This window comes from Candidatus Thiosymbion oneisti, from assembly GCF_004359955.1.
Lineage (GTDB): Bacteria > Pseudomonadota > Gammaproteobacteria > Chromatiales > Chromatiaceae > Thiosymbion > Thiosymbion oneisti.
The window spans coordinates 37,591-57,678 of sequence record NZ_SMSC01000024.1 but is presented as its reverse complement, the minus strand read 5'-3'; the positions used below and the strand labels follow the sequence as shown (position 1 = coordinate 57,678).

At 59.3% G+C, this 20,088-nt stretch carries 14 protein-coding genes and 1 tRNA gene; 9 read left to right on the top strand and 6 right to left on the bottom strand.

What is annotated here, in order from left to right; translation table 11 throughout:
• Positions 1 to 6 precede the first annotated feature (6 nt).
• A complete protein-coding gene (locus E1958_RS14585) occupies positions 7 to 828 on the bottom strand; it encodes a type VI secretion system Vgr family protein (protein WP_133512513.1) in 822 nt (273 codons plus the stop codon).
• 69 nt (positions 829 to 897) lie between these two features.
• Between E1958_RS14585 and E1958_RS14580 the strand changes: the two genes are divergently transcribed.
• Entirely contained in the window at positions 898 to 1,263 is a 366-nt protein-coding gene (locus E1958_RS14580; protein WP_133512512.1) for a hypothetical protein, read from the top strand.
• Positions 1,264 to 1,371: 108 nt separating this feature from the next.
• Here E1958_RS14580 and E1958_RS14575 read toward each other — a convergent pair whose 3' ends face one another.
• Positions 1,372 to 2,262, bottom strand: a complete 891-nt coding sequence (locus E1958_RS14575; protein ID WP_133512511.1) for a phosphoribulokinase — start codon at positions 2,260 to 2,262, stop codon at positions 1,372 to 1,374.
• Positions 2,263 to 2,554: 292 nt separating this feature from the next.
• Here E1958_RS14575 and E1958_RS14570 point away from each other — a divergent pair, with 292 nt between their 5' ends.
• Entirely contained in the window at positions 2,555 to 4,642 is a 2,088-nt protein-coding gene (locus E1958_RS14570) for an ATP-binding protein (RefSeq protein ID WP_133512510.1), read from the top strand.
• A 47-nt stretch (positions 4,643 to 4,689) separates the two neighbouring features.
• On the opposite strand, the gene E1958_RS14565 is transcribed toward E1958_RS14570, so the two are convergent.
• A complete protein-coding gene (locus E1958_RS14565; protein ID WP_089729385.1) occupies positions 4,690 to 5,508 on the bottom strand; it encodes a tyrosine-protein phosphatase in 819 nt (272 codons plus the stop codon).
• Between the two features lie 297 nt (positions 5,509 to 5,805).
• Between E1958_RS14565 and E1958_RS14560 the strand changes: the two genes are divergently transcribed.
• From E1958_RS14560 to E1958_RS14550, 3 genes are all read left to right on the top strand, one after another.
• A complete protein-coding gene (locus tag E1958_RS14560) occupies positions 5,806 to 7,497 on the top strand; it encodes an ExeA family protein (protein ID WP_133512509.1) in 1,692 nt (563 codons plus the stop codon).
• A 5-nt stretch (positions 7,498 to 7,502) separates the two neighbouring features.
• Positions 7,503 to 8,345 (top strand): general secretion pathway protein GspB, encoded by an 843-nt coding sequence (locus E1958_RS14555; protein WP_133512508.1) that lies wholly within the window; start codon positions 7,503 to 7,505, stop codon positions 8,343 to 8,345.
• A gap of 269 nt (positions 8,346 to 8,614) precedes the next feature.
• A tRNA-Gly gene (locus E1958_RS14550) sits at positions 8,615 to 8,690 on the top strand.
• A gap of 1 nt (position 8,691) precedes the next feature.
• Here the strand turns inward: E1958_RS14550 and E1958_RS14545 are convergent.
• From E1958_RS14545 to E1958_RS14535, 3 genes are all read right to left on the bottom strand, one after another.
• The gene (locus tag E1958_RS14545; protein ID WP_133512507.1) at positions 8,692 to 9,975 is read right to left on the bottom strand and encodes a tetratricopeptide repeat protein; all 1,284 of its coding nucleotides are present in this window, start codon (positions 9,973 to 9,975) and stop codon (positions 8,692 to 8,694) included.
• A gap of 92 nt (positions 9,976 to 10,067) precedes the next feature.
• Positions 10,068 to 12,464, bottom strand: coding sequence for a GumC family protein (locus E1958_RS14540; RefSeq protein ID WP_133512506.1), 2,397 nt, complete (start codon positions 12,462 to 12,464; stop codon positions 10,068 to 10,070).
• Positions 12,465 to 12,510: 46 nt separating this feature from the next.
• Entirely contained in the window at positions 12,511 to 13,191 is a 681-nt protein-coding gene (locus tag E1958_RS14535) for a polysaccharide biosynthesis/export family protein (protein WP_165741441.1), read from the bottom strand.
• Positions 13,192 to 13,503: 312 nt separating this feature from the next.
• Here E1958_RS14535 and E1958_RS14530 point away from each other — a divergent pair, with 312 nt between their 5' ends.
• The 4 genes from E1958_RS14530 to E1958_RS14515 are packed head-to-tail and all read left to right on the top strand — an operon-like array spanning position 13,504 to position 19,781.
• Entirely contained in the window at positions 13,504 to 15,615 is a 2,112-nt protein-coding gene (locus tag E1958_RS14530) for an O-antigen ligase family protein (RefSeq protein WP_133512504.1), read from the top strand.
• A complete protein-coding gene (locus tag E1958_RS14525; protein ID WP_133512503.1) occupies positions 15,581 to 17,278 on the top strand; it encodes an ABC transporter ATP-binding protein in 1,698 nt (565 codons plus the stop codon). The genes E1958_RS14530 and E1958_RS14525 overlap by 35 nt, the downstream gene beginning before the upstream one ends.
• Complete coding sequence (locus tag E1958_RS14520) at positions 17,275 to 18,756, top strand: flippase (protein WP_165741445.1); 1,482 nt, start codon at positions 17,275 to 17,277, stop codon at positions 18,754 to 18,756. Before E1958_RS14525 ends, E1958_RS14520 begins: the two co-directional genes overlap by 4 nt.
• Positions 18,753 to 19,781 (top strand): glycosyltransferase family 2 protein, encoded by a 1,029-nt coding sequence (locus E1958_RS14515; RefSeq protein WP_133512501.1) that lies wholly within the window; start codon positions 18,753 to 18,755, stop codon positions 19,779 to 19,781. The genes E1958_RS14520 and E1958_RS14515 overlap by 4 nt, the downstream gene beginning before the upstream one ends.
• The last annotated feature ends 307 nt before the right edge of the window (positions 19,782 to 20,088 follow it).

Sequence of the window (20,088 nt, the reverse complement as noted above, 5' to 3'; positions counted from 1 at the left end):
GGAGCCCTACTCTTGTAGAGGAGTGCTGATTCTAAAGGCGGGATGCGCTGCGCTTTCCCGCCCTACGTGGCTGTGGGGGTGAAGACCAAAAACAAGGTGGGTGTCCTTTTCTTCCTCTTTTCTTCCTAAATCGGTGTGGACGAAGGCCCCGGACTGGACCGAGCCGGCGACGGACCAACCGGAGATATGGTCCCGCTCCCGCAGTGCGGTCTCATCGGGGGGGTAGTAGGGGATTTCTTCGTAGCCGGCAACGGGGTGATGGGCACCGTTGTCGTCGGCCAGGACCAGGGTGTGTTTACCCTCCTCGTGCCGGAAGAAGTAGTGGATGCCTTCCTGTTCCAGCAGCCGGCTGATGAAGGTGAAATCGGTCTCCCGGTACTGGACGCAGTAGTTCCGGCGGCGGTGGGGCTCGACCAGGAATTCCTCGAAGTCGATGTAGCCATGCTCGCGGAAGATGTCCTTGACGATGTCTGGCACCGTCCGGTCCTGGAAGATGCGACAGTCGGTGGTGCAGGAGAGCAACCAGAACCAGGGGACCAGGGTGGCCTGGTAGATGGCAACCGCCCCGTCGAAGCCGGTGTGGGAAAAACGGCTGACGATGCCGTTGAAGTAGCGGGTCTGGTAATCCGGCAGTTCCAGCCGCACGGTGACGGGTTGGCCGAGCAGCGCTTCGTGCTTGATCGGTTGGTAGGATTCACTGATGAGTTCCAGTTGGTACTCGAACAGGGTGCTCAGTCGTTCGCTTCCGCGCATGGAACGCAGCAGCAGGATGTCTTCGCCGAGGGGGGTGGTGACGGCGAGGGTCCGTGCTCGTTGGCTGAGGGGCATGGGTTGATCTCGGAAAGGCAAATGGTGGGGAACGGATTATATCGGTATCAGTTGTCAGGCTGAGCTGCGATGGGGCTGTGGCGATTGGCCGCGGAATACCGTAGGGCGGATCAGGCCAGGGACGGCCGCCATCCGCCGGGCTGCTTCAATGAGCCCGTAGGTCGGGTAAGGTCAGGGCGACACGCCGGCCACCCGGTGTCGGGTAACGGCGCGCCAATCACCGCGGCCAATGCAGCTTCACGGCAGGCGCGCCTTACCCGACCTACGCCGGCTCACCACACCATCGATGCGGTTCGCCGCCGGGCGCGTCCCGTGCCCGGCGCCTCACCGCATCCTACGGGCTGGATCGAAATCGGGATCGCAATCGGAATCCCGACTTCGATCCCGATCCCGATCCCGATTTCGGGCATGACGCATCCCTATCTACCTGGCTGACACGGTTCGCTAAATGTCAACACAACCCATGTAGCTGGTGGGATCTTTCAAGATTTTTTCCCAGGAATAACGTCCGGCGGCGGATTGCCACCGGGGTAAGTGAAAGGATCACTTGTTGCGTGTGTCCATCAGCCGTTCGATGATGGGCTGCAGGATAATCTCCATGGCGAAGCCCATCTTCCCCCCAGGCACGACCATGTTGTTGCGGCGGGTCATGAAGGAATCGTGGATCATGGACAGCAGATAGGGGAAGTCGATGTCGAGTTTTTTCGGGTCCTGGAAACGGATGATGACGAAGCTCTCGTCCGGGAGCGGGATATCCCGAGCGATGAAAGGATTGGATGTATCGACCGTCGGCACGCGCTGGAAATTGATGTCCGTCAGGGTGAATTGGGGCACGATGGTGGTGATGTAGTCCGGCATGCGGCGCATGATGGTGTCCACGATGGCCTCGGCGGAGTAGCCGCGCTCCAGGTTGTCGCGGTGGATTTTTTGAATCCACTCCAGGTTGACGATGGGAACGACCCCGACCCCGAGATCCACATGCTGGGCGACGTTATTCTCCTCGGTCACAACCAGCCCATGCAGACCTTCATAGAAGAGCAGGTCCGTACCTTCGGGGATATCCTCCCAAGGGGTGAACTGGCCGGGGGCGAGGTTGGTACCGAGGCGCGCGTTGAGCTCCGCCGCCTCCTCGTCACTGTGAATGTAGTATCGTTTCTTGCCGGTACCCGTCTTGCCATAGCTCTTGAACAGCGCCTCGAGCAGGTCGAAACGGTTCGCGTCTGACCCGAAGTGGCTCAGGTTGCGATGTGCTTCCGCCGCCTTGGTCATTTCGGCTTTCATCTCGGCGCGGTCGTAGCGATGAAAGCTGTCGCCTTCGATGATGGCAGCGTTGAAGCCATCGCGGAAAAAGATGTGCTCGAAGGCCCGCTTGACGGTCGTGGTGCCCGCGCCTGAAGAGCCGGTAACCGCAACGATCGGGTGTTTCTTGGACATGGGTCTCTCCCGTTCTCTTTAAGTTATCTCTCGTCAAGTTATCTCTCGTCTCCGAGCCGCATTGTATACCGATCCGCCTTCATGTCTGCGTTTTGTGTATGACGACGAGTAATTTCAGGTACGCTTGGGAGGACGAGCTCGATAGGCTTCGTGGGACTACAATGACTGTAGATATCAGACCGGAAGGCGCGGCAGGAGAAGACAAACATGGCCTTTCGGTGCAGTGCCGCCAGCAGGCAGGGGAAGCGGGCATCGCGGCGGAAAATCCATGTATGACAGGTAGCTTGGGACCATGATCAAGTGGGATCCGGCCTTGCGTGCCAACCAAGAGTTTCAGTCCGCCCTGGTACGTATGGGATTTTGGGTGTTCGGAGTAATTTACGTCGGCAGTGCCGCGTACACCGGTTACTACCGGATCAATTCGGTTTATTTCTTCCTTCTGTTTGGGGTCTATTTTTTATTCTTCGCCGGTATACTGATCAGCGTACTGATACGCCCGAAATGGACGGCCCGCCAGTACCTGGGACTCGTCTTGGACATCACGGCGGTCGGTTTGGCCACCCTTCTGACCGGCGATGTCAGTCCCTTCTATCTCATCTATATTTGGATCCTCATCTACGCGAGCACCCGATACGGGCGTGGCCACCTGATCTTCGCCTCGATACTGAACCTGCTGACCTGCACCCTGACCATTGTGGTCCTGGACGCATGGTGGACCCATCCCTACGAGGTCGTCTTCATTCTGCTGCTCCTGGTGGTGCTCCCGATGTACCAATACTCCCTCCTGCGCAAGCTGCAGCAAGCCCGGCGTGAGGCGGAGGTGGCGAACCAGGCGAAGGGGGATTTCCTGGCGGTCATGACCCACGAGCTACGTACTCCCTTGACCGGGGTGGTGGGGATGACCAACCTACTGCAGTCAACGCGGCTCGACGCCGAGCAGCGCGAGTACGTCGATTCCATCGTCAGCTCCGCGGAGGTGCTACAGGCCCTGATCGGTGATGTGCTGGACCTGTCGAAGATCGAGGCCAAGAAGCTCCACCTGGAGTCCGTCGCCTTCGATCTGCGCGGCGGTATGAGGGAGGTGTGCGCCGCCCTGGAGACCCAGGCCCTTGCCAAGGGACTGGAGGTAATCCTGCGCATCGACCCAAGGCTTCCGGACCGGATGATCGGTGATAAGCTCCGGATACGCCAGATCCTGTTCAATCTGATCGGCAATGCCATCAAGTTCACCGACCGAGGTGAGGTGAGGGTCCATGCAAGTTTGTGTCCGTCCGACGAACTGATGCACCGCCCTCACCTGCTCCTGGAGGTCTTGGACACGGGAATCGGGATACCAGCGGACCGGTTGGAGGAGATCTTCGAGGGCTTTCGGCAGGCGGACGATTCCACCACCCGGCGTTATGGCGGAACCGGGCTGGGTACTACCATCGCCAGTGACCTTACGCACCTGATGGGGGGGCGTATCGGCGTCGACAGCCAGGTCGGAAAAGGCAGTCGCTTCTGGGTACGGCTGCCACTACAGAAGGAAACAAGGCCGCTGGTCTCGGAGGAGAGGCAACGACAGCTCGAGGGTCTGCGAGCCTGGGTGTTCGAGAACAATGCCACGAGCAGGGAGCTCATCATGGAGATCCTGCGCGGCGCGGGTATGGCGTGTGAGCCGGTGCTCGATATGGACCACCTCGGCTGCATGACCGATCGGACCCAGAGATTGGACCTGCTCATCGTCGCCGACTCGCCCGCTTGTCAGGACCTGCTGGCGTTGCTGGATCTATTCCAGCGCGGGCTCGGTGCCAAGGTGCCTTATCTGCTGCTCACATACAGCACCCGCCGCGCCGGTCAACGGATGGCCCGCGGGAATTGCCTGAGCAAACCCTTTCTTGCCGAGGACCTGGTCAGTCGGGTGCGCCAGATACTGGGGAAGGAGCGCCCGCAATCGGATCGGCAGGAGGAAAAGGAAGACAGGGCGCAACCGGTAGCAGTGCATGGGTTGCGTATTCTTGTAGCCGAGGACAACGCTGTTGCAGGGAAGGTTGTCAGGGTGCTGCTCGAGAAACAAGGTTATGAAGTGATCCTGGTCGATGATGGGGAGCAGGCCTTGAGCCGCATCCGGGCCGACCCCTTCGCCCTGGCCCTCGTCGATGTGCGTATGCCCAAATTGGACGGGATAGCCCTTACTCGGGCCTTTCGTGCGAGCGAGGGGCAGGGGGCACGGCTGCCGATCATCGCCTTGACCGCCAACGCATCGGAGGAGGTCAAACACCAGTGTCTCGAGGCGGGGATGGACGATTTTCTCAGCAAGCCCGTGAACCCGCGGGACCTCAGCAAAATGGTCGAACGCTACACGGGTCAGCGGGAGGGGGATGGTCCATCGCGTTCCTGACCGCGTCCGCCAACCTGCGGCTCCTCGGTGATGCCGGGAGCTGCGGATCAGCCCCGGGACAGGAGCCGGGTAAACCATCCTTTCCTGAATTTGACGGCATTGCTCCGGTTTTCGTTCGGGCCGAGTGCCGGTGGAGGCGGAATCTCCCTTGGCTCGCGATTTTCGATAACGGCTTGCGGGCGGCCGGTTACCAGCAATTCCGCTTCGTCGGCACCGATATAAGGTTCCGCCGCCGTGCGTCCTTCCGCCAAGAGTGGCGGTCGGTGTTCAGGATCGTGGGCATCCGTCGCCAGGATATGGACGAGCCCATCACCGAGGAATTTCTGTGACCAGTATTTTGGATGGGGGCCGAAACGGCCTGTTACCGCCCCGGCCGTGAGCTGGATCCAAGCGCCGCTCCGGGCGGCGTCGACGAACCAGCCGTAATGCTCATCGTCGAGCCAGGTAAGCCGTTCGGGGTGAGTGATGACCGGTTGGTAACCGGAAGCCAGCAGGTCGAAAATCAGACGCGAGAAGCCGACGGGAACCATATGGTGAGGTGGTTCAAACAGAAAATACCGGGTGCCGTGAAGGGTCGGCATATGTCCGGAGCGGAGACCATGCACCAGCTCCGGGACTAGTTGTATGTCTGCGCCATAGGTGATTTCGAGCGGAATGTCGGCCTCTTGTATCCGGGTGCGAAGCGCCTGTACTTCCTGCATGATTTGGGCGCCTGTATTATCGTACAGGCCAGGATAGATGTGCGGCGTACAGGCGGTCATCCTGATGCCGTCTCTGACCGCAATCTTGGCCATCTCCAGGGCGGTGTGGAGATCGGGTGCCCCATCGTCGATACCGGGAAGCATATGGCAATGCAGGTCGATCATCGAGAGAACCGTTCGGGTTGGGATTGGGGCACGCATCAACAAGATGCAGGTCACCATCTTTATGGGGTGACCGGCGCCTTGAATCAAGAGGCACCTTGAGGAATTCAAGTATCCGTTTCCGCTTGTCCATGTCGTTCCTGACGATCGACACCGATTCACTGTGATCTTGACCGGAGTACCTCGACTATTGACGCCTATTCCGAATTCTACCTATCTTGATCCCGGCGGTGAGGCACCTTGTGCAGCGCAAATCTGAACGATCGATTTCTGTCCGACCGATAATGGCAGCGGCCTAGCTTGCAGAACCTATACTCCAACTATTTCGGCCTCAAAGAGGCGAGCTTCTCCATTACCCCAGACCCCCAGTATCTGTTCCTCAGCGAACAGCACCGGGAGGCGTTGGCGCATCTGCTCTACGGAGCAGGGACGAGTGGCGGCTTCGTACTGCTTACCGGGGAGGTGGGTACCGGCAAGACGACCATCTGCCGGGCCTTTCTCGAGCAGCTGCCCGATGGTGTGGAGGTTGCCCTCATCCTTAATCCGACCACGACGGTAACCGAACTCTTGCGCACCGTCTGTGACGAGCTGCGCATAGAAGTGTCGGAGCAGGAACGCACCGTCAAATGCCTGGTCGACCGCCTCAACGACTACTTACTGAGGGCGCACGCCGAGGGTCGACGGGCGGTGCTCATGATTGACGAGGCCCAGGACCTGCGCCCGAAGGTGCTGGAACAGGTCCGGTTGCTCACCAACCTGGAGACCACCAAACACAAGCTGCTTCAGATCTTCCTGGTAGGTCAACCGGAGTTGCGTACCCTGCTCCAGCGCGAGGGTCTACGCCAGCTCAATCAACGCATTACCGCCCGTTATCACCTGCGGTCGTTCAATGCGGCCGAGACGGCGGAATATATCCGGCACCGTTTGATGGTGGCGGGTGTGGAGCGGCAGCTGTTCACCCGTGACGCCATTCGCCTTGTGCATCGCGTTTCCGGTGGCGTTCCGCGACTGATCAATATCCTCTGTGACCGCTCGCTGCTGGGGGCCTGCGTTACGCCTAGTCCCCTGGTGACCAAGTCGATCGTCAAGCGGGCCGCGCGCGAGGTAAAGCATTCAGCGCCGAGACCATACGGCTTCGGTCATGGACGCCTTGCCATGGCTACCGCCGCCCTGATGCTTGCCGTTGCCGGCGGCTGGATGACTCGCTCCTGGCTGGCCGAGGTTCCCGTAGCAACACCCCAGGTTCCGGCCTTCCTGGCGCGCTGGCTGCCATCACGCCAAACCGAACCGCGGGTCCCGGTCTCCCCGCCGCCCAAAGCAGCCCTGGAGCAGGCCCCCGGCCTGGCCTTGGCCGAACCGGAGGCAGCTGGGCCTGGCGAGGATCTGATACTCGCTGACATCGCTATGGACCGGGCATCGGCCATGCGGGTGTTACTGCGCCGCTGGGGTGTCGAGCCCGCGGGCCTGGGGCCAGGAGATCCTTGCGTGCGCGTGATGGATTACGGTCTGCGCTGCGAGTTCGATGGGGGAGGCTGGAGCCGCATGCGCTTCTTCGACCGGCCGGCATTGATCGAGCTGGTGACCGAGGACCTTTCCGAGCGGTACCTGGTGATTGGTGGCCTTGATGCCGAGGCCGCGGTTTTGGACCTGGACGAGGGGAGTCGGCGTGTGAGTCTTGCGACCCTGGACGATGTCTGGGATGGGGATTACCTCCTGTTGTGGCAGCCGCCCCCGGTGGGCGGTGCGATAATAGGTCCCGGATCCCGAGGCGAACCGGTACGCTGGTTGCGAAAGCTCTTGTCACAGGTCCCGGATTTGGCTGTTGAGGCCATCGGCTCGGGTGTTTTCGACCCGGCGTTGGATGAGGCAGTACGCAGGTTTCAGAAGCGGGAGGGCCTTAAGATCGACGGTATTGCCGGTCCCAAGACACTGATTCGGCTCCATAATGTGGTGGGGATGCCGGAGATCCCCAAACTCGCCCCGGTCCCCTGAGCGCCATGTCCTATATCCTGGAAGCATTGAAGAAGTCCCAGCACGAACGTGAGCTGGGTCAGGCACCGATCCTGGTGGCGCCCAGTTTTCCGAGCGAGGAAAAGCGTGCTCGCCCCAACCTGTGGATCCTGGTGGCATTGATCCTGGCGACATCGGCCGTGGTCATCGCCCTCTACTCGGCCTTGCGCGGTGGCCCACCGGTCGCAACGGTGGCCCAGACCGCCCAAACGGCAACCCGTGAGACAAGAGATCGGGACCCTGCCACGCCCAAGCAACCGGCGACCAAGCCGTTGCCGAGACAGGCGTCGCTGCGGCAGCCCGGGCCTGTTGCATCCGGTCCTCGAGGGTCGGCGAATCGGTTTCCGGCGCATGCTCCGGTTGCGCCTGAGACCACTGCCTCATCCGTCGCCATGGAGGCATCCGCTCCCTTCATGTCCCCCCCTCCGCCGCAACGCCGGATGCATAAGGGCCCGGTCGCGGCAGAGGGGCCGCCGATGGCCCCAACGCAGGAGCGGGACGGCAAGATTCCGCCGGATTTGATTGCCGATATCGAGGCTTTCAAACGCGAAGTTCGTGAGGGACAAGCGGGCATGACCGAAGCCCCGCGGGTCGAGGAGAAGACTGCGCCCCGAGATTTGCGTCTACCCAAAGCGGTACGCAACCGTTTACCCGAGTTCGTCATGTCGGCGCACATCTACGACAGCGAGCCGTCCAAGCGTTTCGTTTTGATCAACGGCCTCAAAACAGGGGAAGGGGAGGTGTCGCGCGAGGGGATTGCCGTAGAGCGGATCCTTCCCGACGGTGCCGTTTTAAGCTTTGAGGGACACGGATTTTTCCGGCGGCGTTAGGGTATGTTGACAGTTATCCGGTATCTGGGCGACATCCTTTTTGTCCGCAGATTACGCCGATTTTCACAGATTAAAAATGAAATAATCTGCGGATTCAAAATGCGAATTTGCAAAGGGACAAAGGTGCGGTAAGCGTGGCAGGTCTTACAGGATGGCATCATGCTCCGTCGGGACCAGGATTTCTCGCTGCGCTCGAAATGACACCAAATGTCAACATGATCTGGAGGCTTGACATCCCCGAACCAGGTCGTAAACTCATGCGCCTCAATGCGGGAATAGCTCAGTTGGTAGAGCACAACCTTGCCAAGGTTGGGGTCGCGAGTTCGAGTCTCGTTTCCCGCTCCAGCTACTTGACCGCCCTCGCCGCGGTAGGGCGGGCCTTTACCGGGGGTGGCCTTTTGTGGATGGCCAGGCGGTCGAACCAGGCATCGCCTGTGATCTGGTGCTTCCCCCCCCGGTGCTTCTCCACTGAGACCAGGTGAATTTCTTGGAGCTTACAGGCTTCGGGAACCTGGAACTCGAATCCGAAATCTCGCCATTCGTTGGCACCCAAAAAGCGCTCGCTTTCCCCCAGCTCCTCCGGCTGCGGCAGCAGACAGCGTATGACCCACTTGAGTCCCCCTTGCGTATCCAGGCTGTCGGTCTGGACTCTACCCCGCAGTTGGTAAGTACCGGCAGCGAGGAAGAGTTTTTGGTATAGGCTACCCCTGAAATGGCCCTGGTAATGATTGAACCCTATATGCAGCGATTTGCTTCTGTCGCTGTCGTAGGTGTACACCCTGTCGATTAGGGCGTTGCGGGGGGTGTGGATGTGCCAATCGAACCCCCAGTTACCGGGCTCGAGCTCGAAGCTGCCGTCATAGAGCGGTCCCAGCCGCTTCCGTTGATCGTCGGTAAGACCATTGAGCCAAACGCTATAGGCCCGGGCGGTCAATTCGTCCTTCATGAGCCGGGCGACATAGCTTTTGCGTTCGGACAGCGTGATTGGTGCCTGCCTCGACTTGCGCCGCAGGGAGTAGAGTTGCCGAACGGTTTCGATCTGTGTTGCGCTTTTAGCGACCTCGGAGAAAAAGGAGTCCCACCAGGCTGGGGGTGAGGTCGCAAGGATCTCATAGGCGGGCCGAGTGTGCGGATTTTCCGCGAGCTTGAGTAGAGATGGGAATAGCTTACTCCATGCCCCCTGGGTGATTTCCAGGGTGCGAGAATAATGGGAAATTGCCCGTCTGACGTCATTGCGGCGGAGCCAGTAGTCGCCTGCTTGTCGCTGGATGCGCGGATCTGCCGGCTTCAACCGCAGGGCCATCTCAACCAGGGCATCGGCGCGTGCCTGGTTACCCCGGGTAAGCGCGGCCCTGGCCGCGGCGAAAAACGGGCGTGCATCCGCCATGTCGTGGGTGTTGGCCTGGGCCAGAAGGGTGGCAGCGGTATCCGGGTCGTCGTTGTGCAACGCGACGGCTTGTCGATACAAGGCCTCCGGTTGGCGCTTATCCCAGGCGAGGGCCTTACCCACCGCGTCGCGCTCACCCTCGATGATCGCTTGGGCATAGTGAGACGATATGCCGACAACACCGATGCGCCAGATGAGCAAGGCAGCGGCGATCGAGATTAAAACTTGACGCAGGATGATCAACCTCTGTTCCTGTTAGCGGTATCGGAATCGGTCCCTACCGTGTGCTCCGGTTTGAGGGCCAGGCGTCGGAACCATACCGCTCGCTCACCTGATTACGCCCGTTCCGGCAGCTTTGCCGCCTGGTCGTGAGTACCGTAATCGTAGCTATAGTGGTAATCGTAACTATACCTGTATCCATATCCGTATCCGGAGCTTCTACGAGTCTGGTCAAACCGGTTGACGACGGCACCGACGATATTGGCATTCGCGGTACGGAGACGCTTTACCGCACCCTCGATATGACCGTAGCGCGTCTGTCCAACCGTTGCCACAAGGATGGTGCTCCGTGCCAGCTTGGAAAGCACAATGGCATCGGCCAGCCCGATGACGGGCGGACCATCGATGATGGCGAAGTCGAACCTTTCAGTAGCCAGGCTCATGAGCTCGAACATCTTGGTGCTGGCTAATAACTCCACCGGATTCGGCGGTAAGGGTCCGCTGGTGATAACGACCAAGCCGGCGATTCGTGTCGGTTGGGCGATATGGGTGGTCCTGGTGTTGCCGGCGAGGTAGTTGGTGAGCCCTGATGTGTTAGGGAGATCGAACACATGGTGAAGGCTCGGGGAACGCAGGTCGGCGTCTATTTGAAGCACCTTGTTCCCGGCATTCGCCAAGGCAATCGCGATATTCGTGGCGATCGTCGTCTTCCCTTCGCCGGGGCTCGCGCTGGTGACATACATGGTCTTCGGCATACCTTCCACGGTCGAAAAGCTGAGCGAGGTTGCCAGTGATCTGGCCGCCTCAGCGAGTGGGCTCCTGGGATTGTCGGCGGCGGATAAGGCAATATGTCCTTTTTCGGGGGCAACGGGCGATCTGGATGTAACCAATGGAACAATGCCGAGAACCGGGGCCCGGATGCGGTTTTCCAACTCCTCGCCGGTCTTTATGGTGTCGTCCAGGTATTCGAACAGGAATACCAGCAGGAGGCCTCCGGCCAGACCCACGCCGAGGGCGATCGTCAGATTCTTGGACAGATTGGGTTTGAAGGGGCGCCGCGGAACCAGTGCCCGGTCGATGATCGAGATGTTGCTGTCGGCGATTTTGGATCTGATGTCCTCCTTCTCTTTTCCGGGGACGGCGCCCTCCTCTTTTTTTGCGGAGACAAGGACGTCCACCTCTTTTATGCGCTGGAGCAGATTCTCATAGATTTTGCGGTTGGTATCGACTTCCCGCTTCAACACCTGGTAGTCAGTACTGCGGTCACGCAGGGCGAGGATATCGCTTTCGGTTTTTCTGATACGCGCCTGCAGTGACGCCTCTTCTCGCTGCTTTGCCGCATGGCCGGCCTTGATCGCCTCGGTTACTGCGGCGACCTCCGCTTTGATCTGCTGGTCGATCTCGGTAATCTGACGCCGGAGTTGGCGCTTAGCGGGGTAGTCCGCCTTATAGATTTTAGGCTGTCCTTCATATTCCAGCGCCAGCTCACCCTTGCGCCTTTTCAACGCCTGGATGACCTCGCTGTTCATGATCTTCAGGACCGCAGGTCCCTTGCCCTTCAGGGACTGCGCGTATTCGGACTCCATCGCAATCCGGTCCGCCTCGGCGTGGGCGAGTTTTTGGTTCAGTGTGTCGAGTGTCTGCATGAGGGTATCGAGCTTGTTGTCCAGGTCGACGATCTTGCGTTCTCGTGCATAGGTAATGAGTTGCTGCTCGGAGTCTTCGAGGTTGGCGCGAACCTGTACGATGCGTTCGTTGAGGAACTCGTCGGCGTAAGACATGGCATCGTATCTTCGCTCCATGTTCATCTTGATGAAGTTATCGGCAAAGGCGTTCACGATATCCGTGGCCCTCTGGGGATTGGAGTGGACGTAACTGAGATGCGTGATCTGGGATTTCTTCGGATCGGAATCGACCTTTAAACCGGCGGCGAGCGCCCCTGCCCGACGCGACTTCCACTCTACTGGATTGATAGGTTGCTGGGTTGTACGCTCGTCGGCGCCCTTGATCCACCCCTTAATAGTGTTTTCCAACTCCTCCAGAAAAGAGGGTGTGCGCTTGATCGGCGGTTTGCGCGGCGCTTCCAACAAACCGAGCTGGTCGACAACTCGCTCCGCCACGGCCCGGCTCTTTAGCACACTTTCCTGGGTTTTATGGTAGCGCATCGCGTTCATAAAGGATGCGCCGAAGGCGGCTTCGCCTTTGAGCCCCGTCAATCGAAGGGATGGTAGCTCAATCTGCAAACTAAGCGAACTTCGGTACAGGGGGATGGTGTTATAGGTTTCCACCAGCCCTACGATTAAAGCGATTGCAGTGGTGACAACCAGGGTCCACTTTCTGCGCAGCAGGATACTCCAATAGTAGTGCAGGTCGGCGACATCGCTGGTGTTCCGGTTGTGGGCTACCGGTTCGGCGGCCAGACCGGCCAGTCGACGTAATTCCTGCTGCCGGTCGGTGGGCTCCAGTGTGCGATCATACGCGGTTGCGCTTTCAAGGCTAAGAGCGTGCGTCATTTATCTCCACCTATTACGGGTTTTGTATAGGCACAGTATCCGCGGACTAATAGGGTAAGGGGATGCGCAGTATCCAATTGGTAAGGACGTGCCCTACGGTTCTTTTCACAACGGCGGTCCCCGATTTTGGGACCACGACCCGATCGTCACTGATCATCACCGGATCGGTTAGCTGCCCCTTCTCGATCAATGCGAGATTTACGACGTAGGCATTGATGTCACCGCGTTCTTGCTTTCGAAAAACGACGATTTCTTCTTTTTTGGCGATCTCGTCCAGACCACCGGCCATCGCGATGGCCTGCATCAGCGTCGTTTGGCCCCCCACCAAGGGAAACACGCCCGGGCTCTTGACGTGCCCGAGGATGGTGACCTTGTGTCCCGTGGACTCGGCAACCAAGACGCTGACTTGCGGATCATTGAGGTAGCGCTCGCCCAGCCGGTCGGCGATGACCTGTTCCGCCTCGCGCGGCGTGAGCCCCCTGACTTTCAGGTTACCGATCAGCGGCATGATGATGGAGCCTTCTTCACTAACCCGTTGCTCGGTCGCCAGTTCGTCGACTTGAAAGACCTCGATTTTGAGCAGGTCGTACGGACCGATCCGGTGGGCACGCATCGGTCCGGGATCCGCCGGAATGCCGATAATGGCTGGTACGAAGGTAGCGGACGTCTCCGTGCGGAGAAGCGATTTATCTTCGCGCGACGGGTTTTCTTCTGCAATGCCGAACATGTCGGCGCGGGGCGAGGGGTTGTCTCCACGCGTCCGGTTTTCTCCCTCAGCGCCGTGTGCACCCTGGCGCGGAGGAACACCTTGGCCCGCGGTGGGATTGGCAGGCAATGCGTTTGCCCCCGACGGTGGGCCACCCGACGTCGTACAACCCTGAACGCCCAAAACCAGCAAGAACAGGGCGCAGCGTTTGATGAGCCTATTCATCATTTTGGAAGATTTCGCTAAAGGTTAGGCTTTCCAGCCGATTCTACTCTGGTAGGATGGGAACTTGCCAACCATAGTGATCACCTACGAGTTCGCCGGCTCAACGAGATGTCCCCGTACCGAAAGCGCTCGGCCTTCAAGGTTTCGCCTGCCCCTGACCTAAGTAACACCACCCTATTTTGGTTGCTTGGGGGCATCCTCGTCTTTGCACCTCTGTTCCGCTCCGGCCAGCCCGCACTTGCCGTGTTGGTCCTCGAGTTACTCTCGGTTTCTCTATTGGCCGTAACCTTGTGGCGACCGCGACGGAACCTCATCACACGCACGGAGACCCTGGCGCTGACGCTGCTTGTTAGCGTGCCCTTGTTGTATCTGATTCCGTTACCTGCGGAGTTGATCGAGCGACTCCCCGGCCGGGAGCTCTACCTGGACGGGCGAGCCTTGCTGGCGGGTGTGGCGGAGGGCGGGCCTGCCGGGCTGTCACTCTATCCCCGGGAGACCGAATCCGCGTTGTTGTTGTTGCTCTTACCGATTGCGGTCTTCATCGGCACGCGTGCGCTTGATGCGTCCCGCGTGCTCCGACTCGTTTTCCTGCTGTTGGCACTGGCGGCCTTACAGTCACTCCTCGGAATCCTCCAGTACAGTGCCAACGAGGGAAGCCCCCTCCTCTTCGGAATGCAGCTGTCCGCTTCCCACGCGAGGGGTACCTACACCAATGTCAATCATCTTGCCGGCTTGTTGGAAATGCTGTTGCCCGTCGCCCTCGCGCTCCTGGTTTACTCCATCAGGCGCCGGGATATTTCCAGGGAGCGAAAGTGGAAACGGCGGATGATCTTCTTTGCTTCCGGCCGGGGGCATTTAGCGTTCGTATATGGGGCGCTCGCATTGTTGCTGTTGGTCGGTATTATCTTTACCCGTTCGCGTACCGGGATCACGCTGAGCATGCTCGCGCTCTTGTTGTCGATGATGGCATTTGCCCAGCGCATCGGCGGTACCAATGTGTACGGGCCGATGGGGACGATCGTCGCCGTGGCGGTAGGCATGGGAGTTACCACAGGCCTGGTGCCGGTGCTCGATCGATTTTCTATTGCCGAGACAATCCATAATACACGCTGGTCCATCTTCTCGGCGACACTCGACGGCATCGGCACTTTCTTGCCGGTGGGAAGCGGACCGGGCACCTATCCCGATATTTTCCCCGCCTTCCAGCCGCCGGAGCTTGGCCAGTGGTTCATCAACCATGCGCACAACGACTACCTGGAGTGGTTGTTCGAAGGTGGTCTGCTCTTCGCCGCGCTGATCCTGTTGCTACTCGTGCTCTATGTGCGGCAGTGGAGGTGGGTGTGGACTCGGAACCAGTGGTCGTGCTTTCAGTTCGTACAGGTCGCCGCGGGGATTGGGCTCCTGTTGCTGCTCCTACATTCCCTTTCGGACTTTAATCTGCACATCCCGGCCAATATCGCCTATTTTGCCTTTCTGGCCGCTGTGTTTTTCTCGGCGCCGGGAGGCAGGGTCGAATCCGTCCGCTCCAAGAAGCGACGTCGCACCCCATCGCTGGGAGAGGGCCGCTCCGCATCTGCGGTACCCGGAGAGGAACAGCCATCGGTGCCGGTTTGGAATGGTAATCGAGGTGTCGGCACGAGCCTCGACGATGACCCAAGTCGCATCCGCCAGACCCTCAGCGAGTTGACGCGCTGCATGCCGAGAGTGCTCCTGCTCCAGCTGGGCGGAGCGTCCGCCGAGGAAAAGGAAAAGTCGGTATCCGAGCTACGCGTGCTTGGGGACCGTTTGGCGGCCTACATCCAGGCAATCGAGCGGTACCTCCAAGATCAGCAGATGCCGGCGGACGAAAAGTCGGAACCCGGGGACAGTGTTCCCGGTCACCGGGGCGATCTCGAGGCGCTACGGATGGATATCGAGGCCGTGATCGCGGCCGTGGATGCCTTCGTCGACCATCCGGGCCATAGCGGCAACTTCTCGCATCTCGACGCCAGGCTCGGGGATGCCGAGCAGCGGTGCCGGGTGCTCACCGGCGAATCTGCCATGGCGTCAACCTCGGTGCCGCAGGATACGCGGTTACAGCGCCAGGTTGCAAGGGAACGCGAGCCGGTGACGACTGCGCAGGGGCCTGGACCGAGCGCACTCGCAGGCGAGGCGCCTGCTGAACAAGTGGGACCGGATTCCTCCCGTGGGGCATCAGGGTCAGGCAGGACACGCGACTGACCCCGTGACCGGATCGCGCTTTACGAGTCTGCTGGCATACGTGACGCCTCACGGGGCAGTACTCTTGCTGGCCGTGGCATTCATGTTGGGCGAAAGTGCCATCGCGCTGGCGAATCCCTGGATTGCCGGCAGATTCGCTGACCTGGTAATCCAGCCTCCGACGACCGGGGAGATTGGAATCCCGGAGTTGACGGCGCTGTGGGCGCTGCTGCTGGCGGTTCAGAACGGTCTCAGCTTCGGCAATCGCTATCTCCTCGGCAGCATGAGCGAAACCATGCTCGCGAATCTGCGCACCCGACTCTATGACCACCTGCAATCATTGCCGCTGGCCTATTACCATCAGCAACGCCGCGGCGAGGTACTGGCCCTACTGGGAAACGACGCAGCGCAGATCGGCAACTTCGTGACCGGTACCCTGGTCAGCCTGCTTCCGCTCCTGCTCACCTTTATCGGCGCCTTCTACATGCTCTTCCGAATCAGCCCGACCATCGCCGCCCTGGCGGGGTTGGCGGTTCCCCTGTTCTTCCTGGTCATGAAGCTGATCGGGCGCCGCATGCGGCCGCTGTCCTCCGAGTGGGTGCGTACCCACGCCGCGATGTTCGCGACCCTGGAGGAGAACATCGGCATGCTCCCGGCCATCAAATCCTTTACCCGTGAGGCGCACGAATCGCGGCGTTTCCAACGCAGTAACCGCAAGCTACTCCGTATCGCCAAGGGTCGGCTCTTGATCGAGTCGCTGTTGACCCCAACGGTTCAGCTGCTGGCCGGGATAGGCCTGCTCCTGCTCCTGTACCTGAGCGCGTTGCAGGTATACAGCGGGACGCTACAGGCATCCGACCTGGTGAGCATTCTGCTCTATGGTATGCTTCTCACGCGACCGGTAAGCGGGCTGGCCGGAGTCTACGGCAGCGTGCAGACCGCGCGCGGCGCCGCCGGGCGCCTGATCGAGGCGTTTGCCTTGCGGCCGGAGCCGGACGATGTAGGGGCTCCGCCGCTCGGCTCGGTTTCCGGTCATATTTGCCTGGAGAACGTCCATTTTTCCTACCCGGGACGGCCGCCGGTGCTGACAGGGGTCGATCTGGAGATACGAGCGGGGGAGACGATCGCCCTAACGGGTGAAAACGGCTCGGGTAAGAGCTCGCTGGTTCATCTGCTGATGCGCTTCGCCGACCCTGACCATGGTCGCATCCTCGTGGATGGTACCGATATCCGCAGTGTGAGCATCGCGAGCCTGCGCAGCCGGATCGGCGTGGTGGCCCAGCACGTGCTGCTCCTGAACGGCTCCGTACGGGAGAACATCGCCTATGGGCGCCCGGCAGCGGACCAGAGCGAGATCGAGGCAGCGGCGAGGGCCGCCCAGGCGCATGGATTCATCCAACGCCTACCGCAGGGCTATGCTACCCACATCGGGGATCAGGGTATCCGCCTCTCCGGCGGTCAGCGCCAACGGATCGCCCTGGCCCGGGCCTTGCTGAAAGACCCACCGATCCTCGTGCTCGACGAGGCGACGGCCATGTTCGATCCTGATGGGGAACGCGCTTTCATCGAGGTATGCCGAGAAGTGCTGGCGCAACGCACAGTTATCCTGATTACCCATCGTCCTGCGGGCCTGGCACTGGCAGATCGCGTGCTGATATTGGAGCAAGGCCGCATTTCCGCATGAGCATTCGCCGCAACACCACCTATAATCTACTCGGGGCGGCCATTCCCTTTCCAGTATCGTTCGTTACTGTCCCGATCTACATCGGACTGATCGGAGAGGCGCGTTACGCCGTGCTGGCCATTGCATGGCTGTTGCTCGGCTACTTCGGGTTGTTCGATCTCGGGCTCGGGCGTGCCACCGCTCAGCGCATTGCCGCACTTGGTAACGCCGCCGCAGAGGAGCGCACGCGAACCTTCTGGACCGCGCTTATTGTGAATCTCGGTCTCGGCATCATCGGGGGCTTGCTCATATGGCCGGCCGCTGCCTACTTCTTCGAGAACCTGTTCAAGATCGAGGACGCCCTGCGCCCCGAGATCGAAGCCGCCGTCCCTTGGCTGATACTTGCGGTGCCGATGGCCACCACATCCGGTGTACTCACCGGCGCGCTTCAGGGCCGAGAGCGATTCCTCGAGCTGAACCTGATCTCTGTCTCGGGCACCGTGCTGTTCCAGCTGCTGCCGCTCTTCGCCGTGGTGGTTTGGGGGCCTGAGCTCGGTGTGCTGCTTCCCGCCGTACTGGCAGCACGTCTGTTTACCCTGCTGATGTTGTTCCAACGCTGCCGACGCCACCTCTTTCGCGGGTGCGTCGTGGCCATTTCATCCGAACACGCAGGCCACCTCCTTCGCTTCGGGGGCTGGGTGACGGTGACCGCATTCGTGGATCCCCTGATGGTGATCTTCGATCGCTTCGTCATTGGGGCCGTGTTGGGGGCGAAGAGCGTTACCTACTATACCGTCCCCTTTCAACTGGCCGAGCGCGGTACCATCATTCCCAGCGCCCTGATATCCGCCTTGTTTCCCCGTTTCGCCGCTGTCACGCGCAAAGAGGAAGAACACCTTGCGCAGGAGGGAATGTGCTTGCTGGCGGTGGTCATGACTCCGCTCGTCGCTGCGGGTGTCCTGTTGATGGAGCCCTTCTTGGCGTGGTGGATCGGACCCGTCTTCGCCGAGCAATCGACCCCGGTGGGCCAGGTTATTTTTCTGGGTTTTTGGGTCAGGAACTTTGTAAGCATCCCCCTTTCACAGCTTCAGTCACGCGGGCGCCCGGATCTGGTTGCCAAGTGCCATCTGGTCGAGGTACTCCCTTACTTCGGCCTCTTATATCTGGGCTTGAGCGAGCTCGGCCTGGTTGGCGTGGCGGTGGCTTTTTCCCTGCGCGCCGTAGCGGACTTTGTGCTACTCGCCGGGCTCGCCGGTACCCTGCATCGTTCGCTGCACATACTGGCCGTGCCCGCATTTCTGCTTGCGGTAGCCTACGGAATCGCAGACCACACCACTGCCGGCCAACCTGAGTGGTATCTCTTGGTTACCGGTTACCAGCTTATTACAGTAATCTGGGTGTGGCACCAAGCCCCGTCTTCCCTCCGCCAACTCACTCTTAGGGTGTTCAGGCGGTTAGCAAAGCACGGCCGCACAGCGAAACTCAAGGTACGCCCATGAACGCACCTGACACCCAAATACTGGTTTCGATACTTACACCGACCTGGAATCGTGTATCCTATATCCGTCGTGTATGGGAAAGTTTGAAATCGCAAACTTGCAAAAACTTTGAATGGATCATAGCGGACGATGGATCTACCGACGATACGGAAAAAGTCGTCAGAGAATTATCAAATCACTCCGATTTTCCAATTGTGCTGATTCGTGCCGATTCACATGTAGGAAAAGCCTTTATGGACAACCAGGCAGTCGTGCAAGCGCAGGGAGAGTTTATTCTATGGTGTGATTCGGACGACTACTTGAAGCCAAATGCACTTGAACGCTTGTTGGATACTTGGTGTTCTATTCCGCCAGACGTGCGTGACGACTATGTTGGCGTCACCGCCCTTTGTGCCACGGATGAAGGGGTTGTCGTCAACCCCTTTCCCGATGTAGAACAGACTGATGTCAGTTGGAACGACTTGGCTGGAGTGCACAAAGTCACCCGGGATATGCTGTTTTTCACTCGGGCGAGCGCATTGAAGGCATGTCCGTTCCCGGAGGTCGATCTGGTCATCCCGGAAAGCGTGGTCTGGACGGAAATCGGACACCGGAAGACAAGACTGATTTCAGAGGTCTTGATGATCAAAGAATATAAGGCGGACAATCGCATTTCATTCACTGGTTGTATGGCCTACAACCGAGGGCGTGCCTATGCGTTGGCGACCACTGAGAGAAATTTGCGGTCCTATACTCGGGGATGGAGAATCAGGGCGTGGCGTTTGATTACGTTCCTTCGTTATAGTATACATGGAGAGCTCGCGATGCGTGAGGTCTTGCGCTTGTGGGGTAATAATACCAGCCAATTTGCATTATGGGCATCACTCCCGGTTGCATGGTTACTTGCAATCAAGGATATACGGCAGGGCAAGGTGAAAAAAACGCATCGAGAATTTCTGGCAGTACGAGACACTGTACGGACATATGTGGTTCAACTAGTACACCTGCGTACAAAATCCGGAAACAACATTGAGAACCACGAATGAACGCGAATGGATACGAAAATTCGTGTGAATTCGTGGTTCTTACGTGGTTTGAGATGAAACCTTAGGTTACGTGATGTTGCCGGTAAATACGCGCATCCATAGTAAGTAAAGTCTAAGAGACTGCCCAAAAACCAACATATTGATTACGGTTTCCAAGCCCATGATGCACACGATCATAAGAAAATGTCACACAATGCGTAAGATGATACGTGAAATAGGTTTTCCACGTACCTTGCGTATCACTGTGGACAAGATAGCCCTCACATTACTTCAGAAAGTATACGGGTTCCATCCTGTTCATGTAATA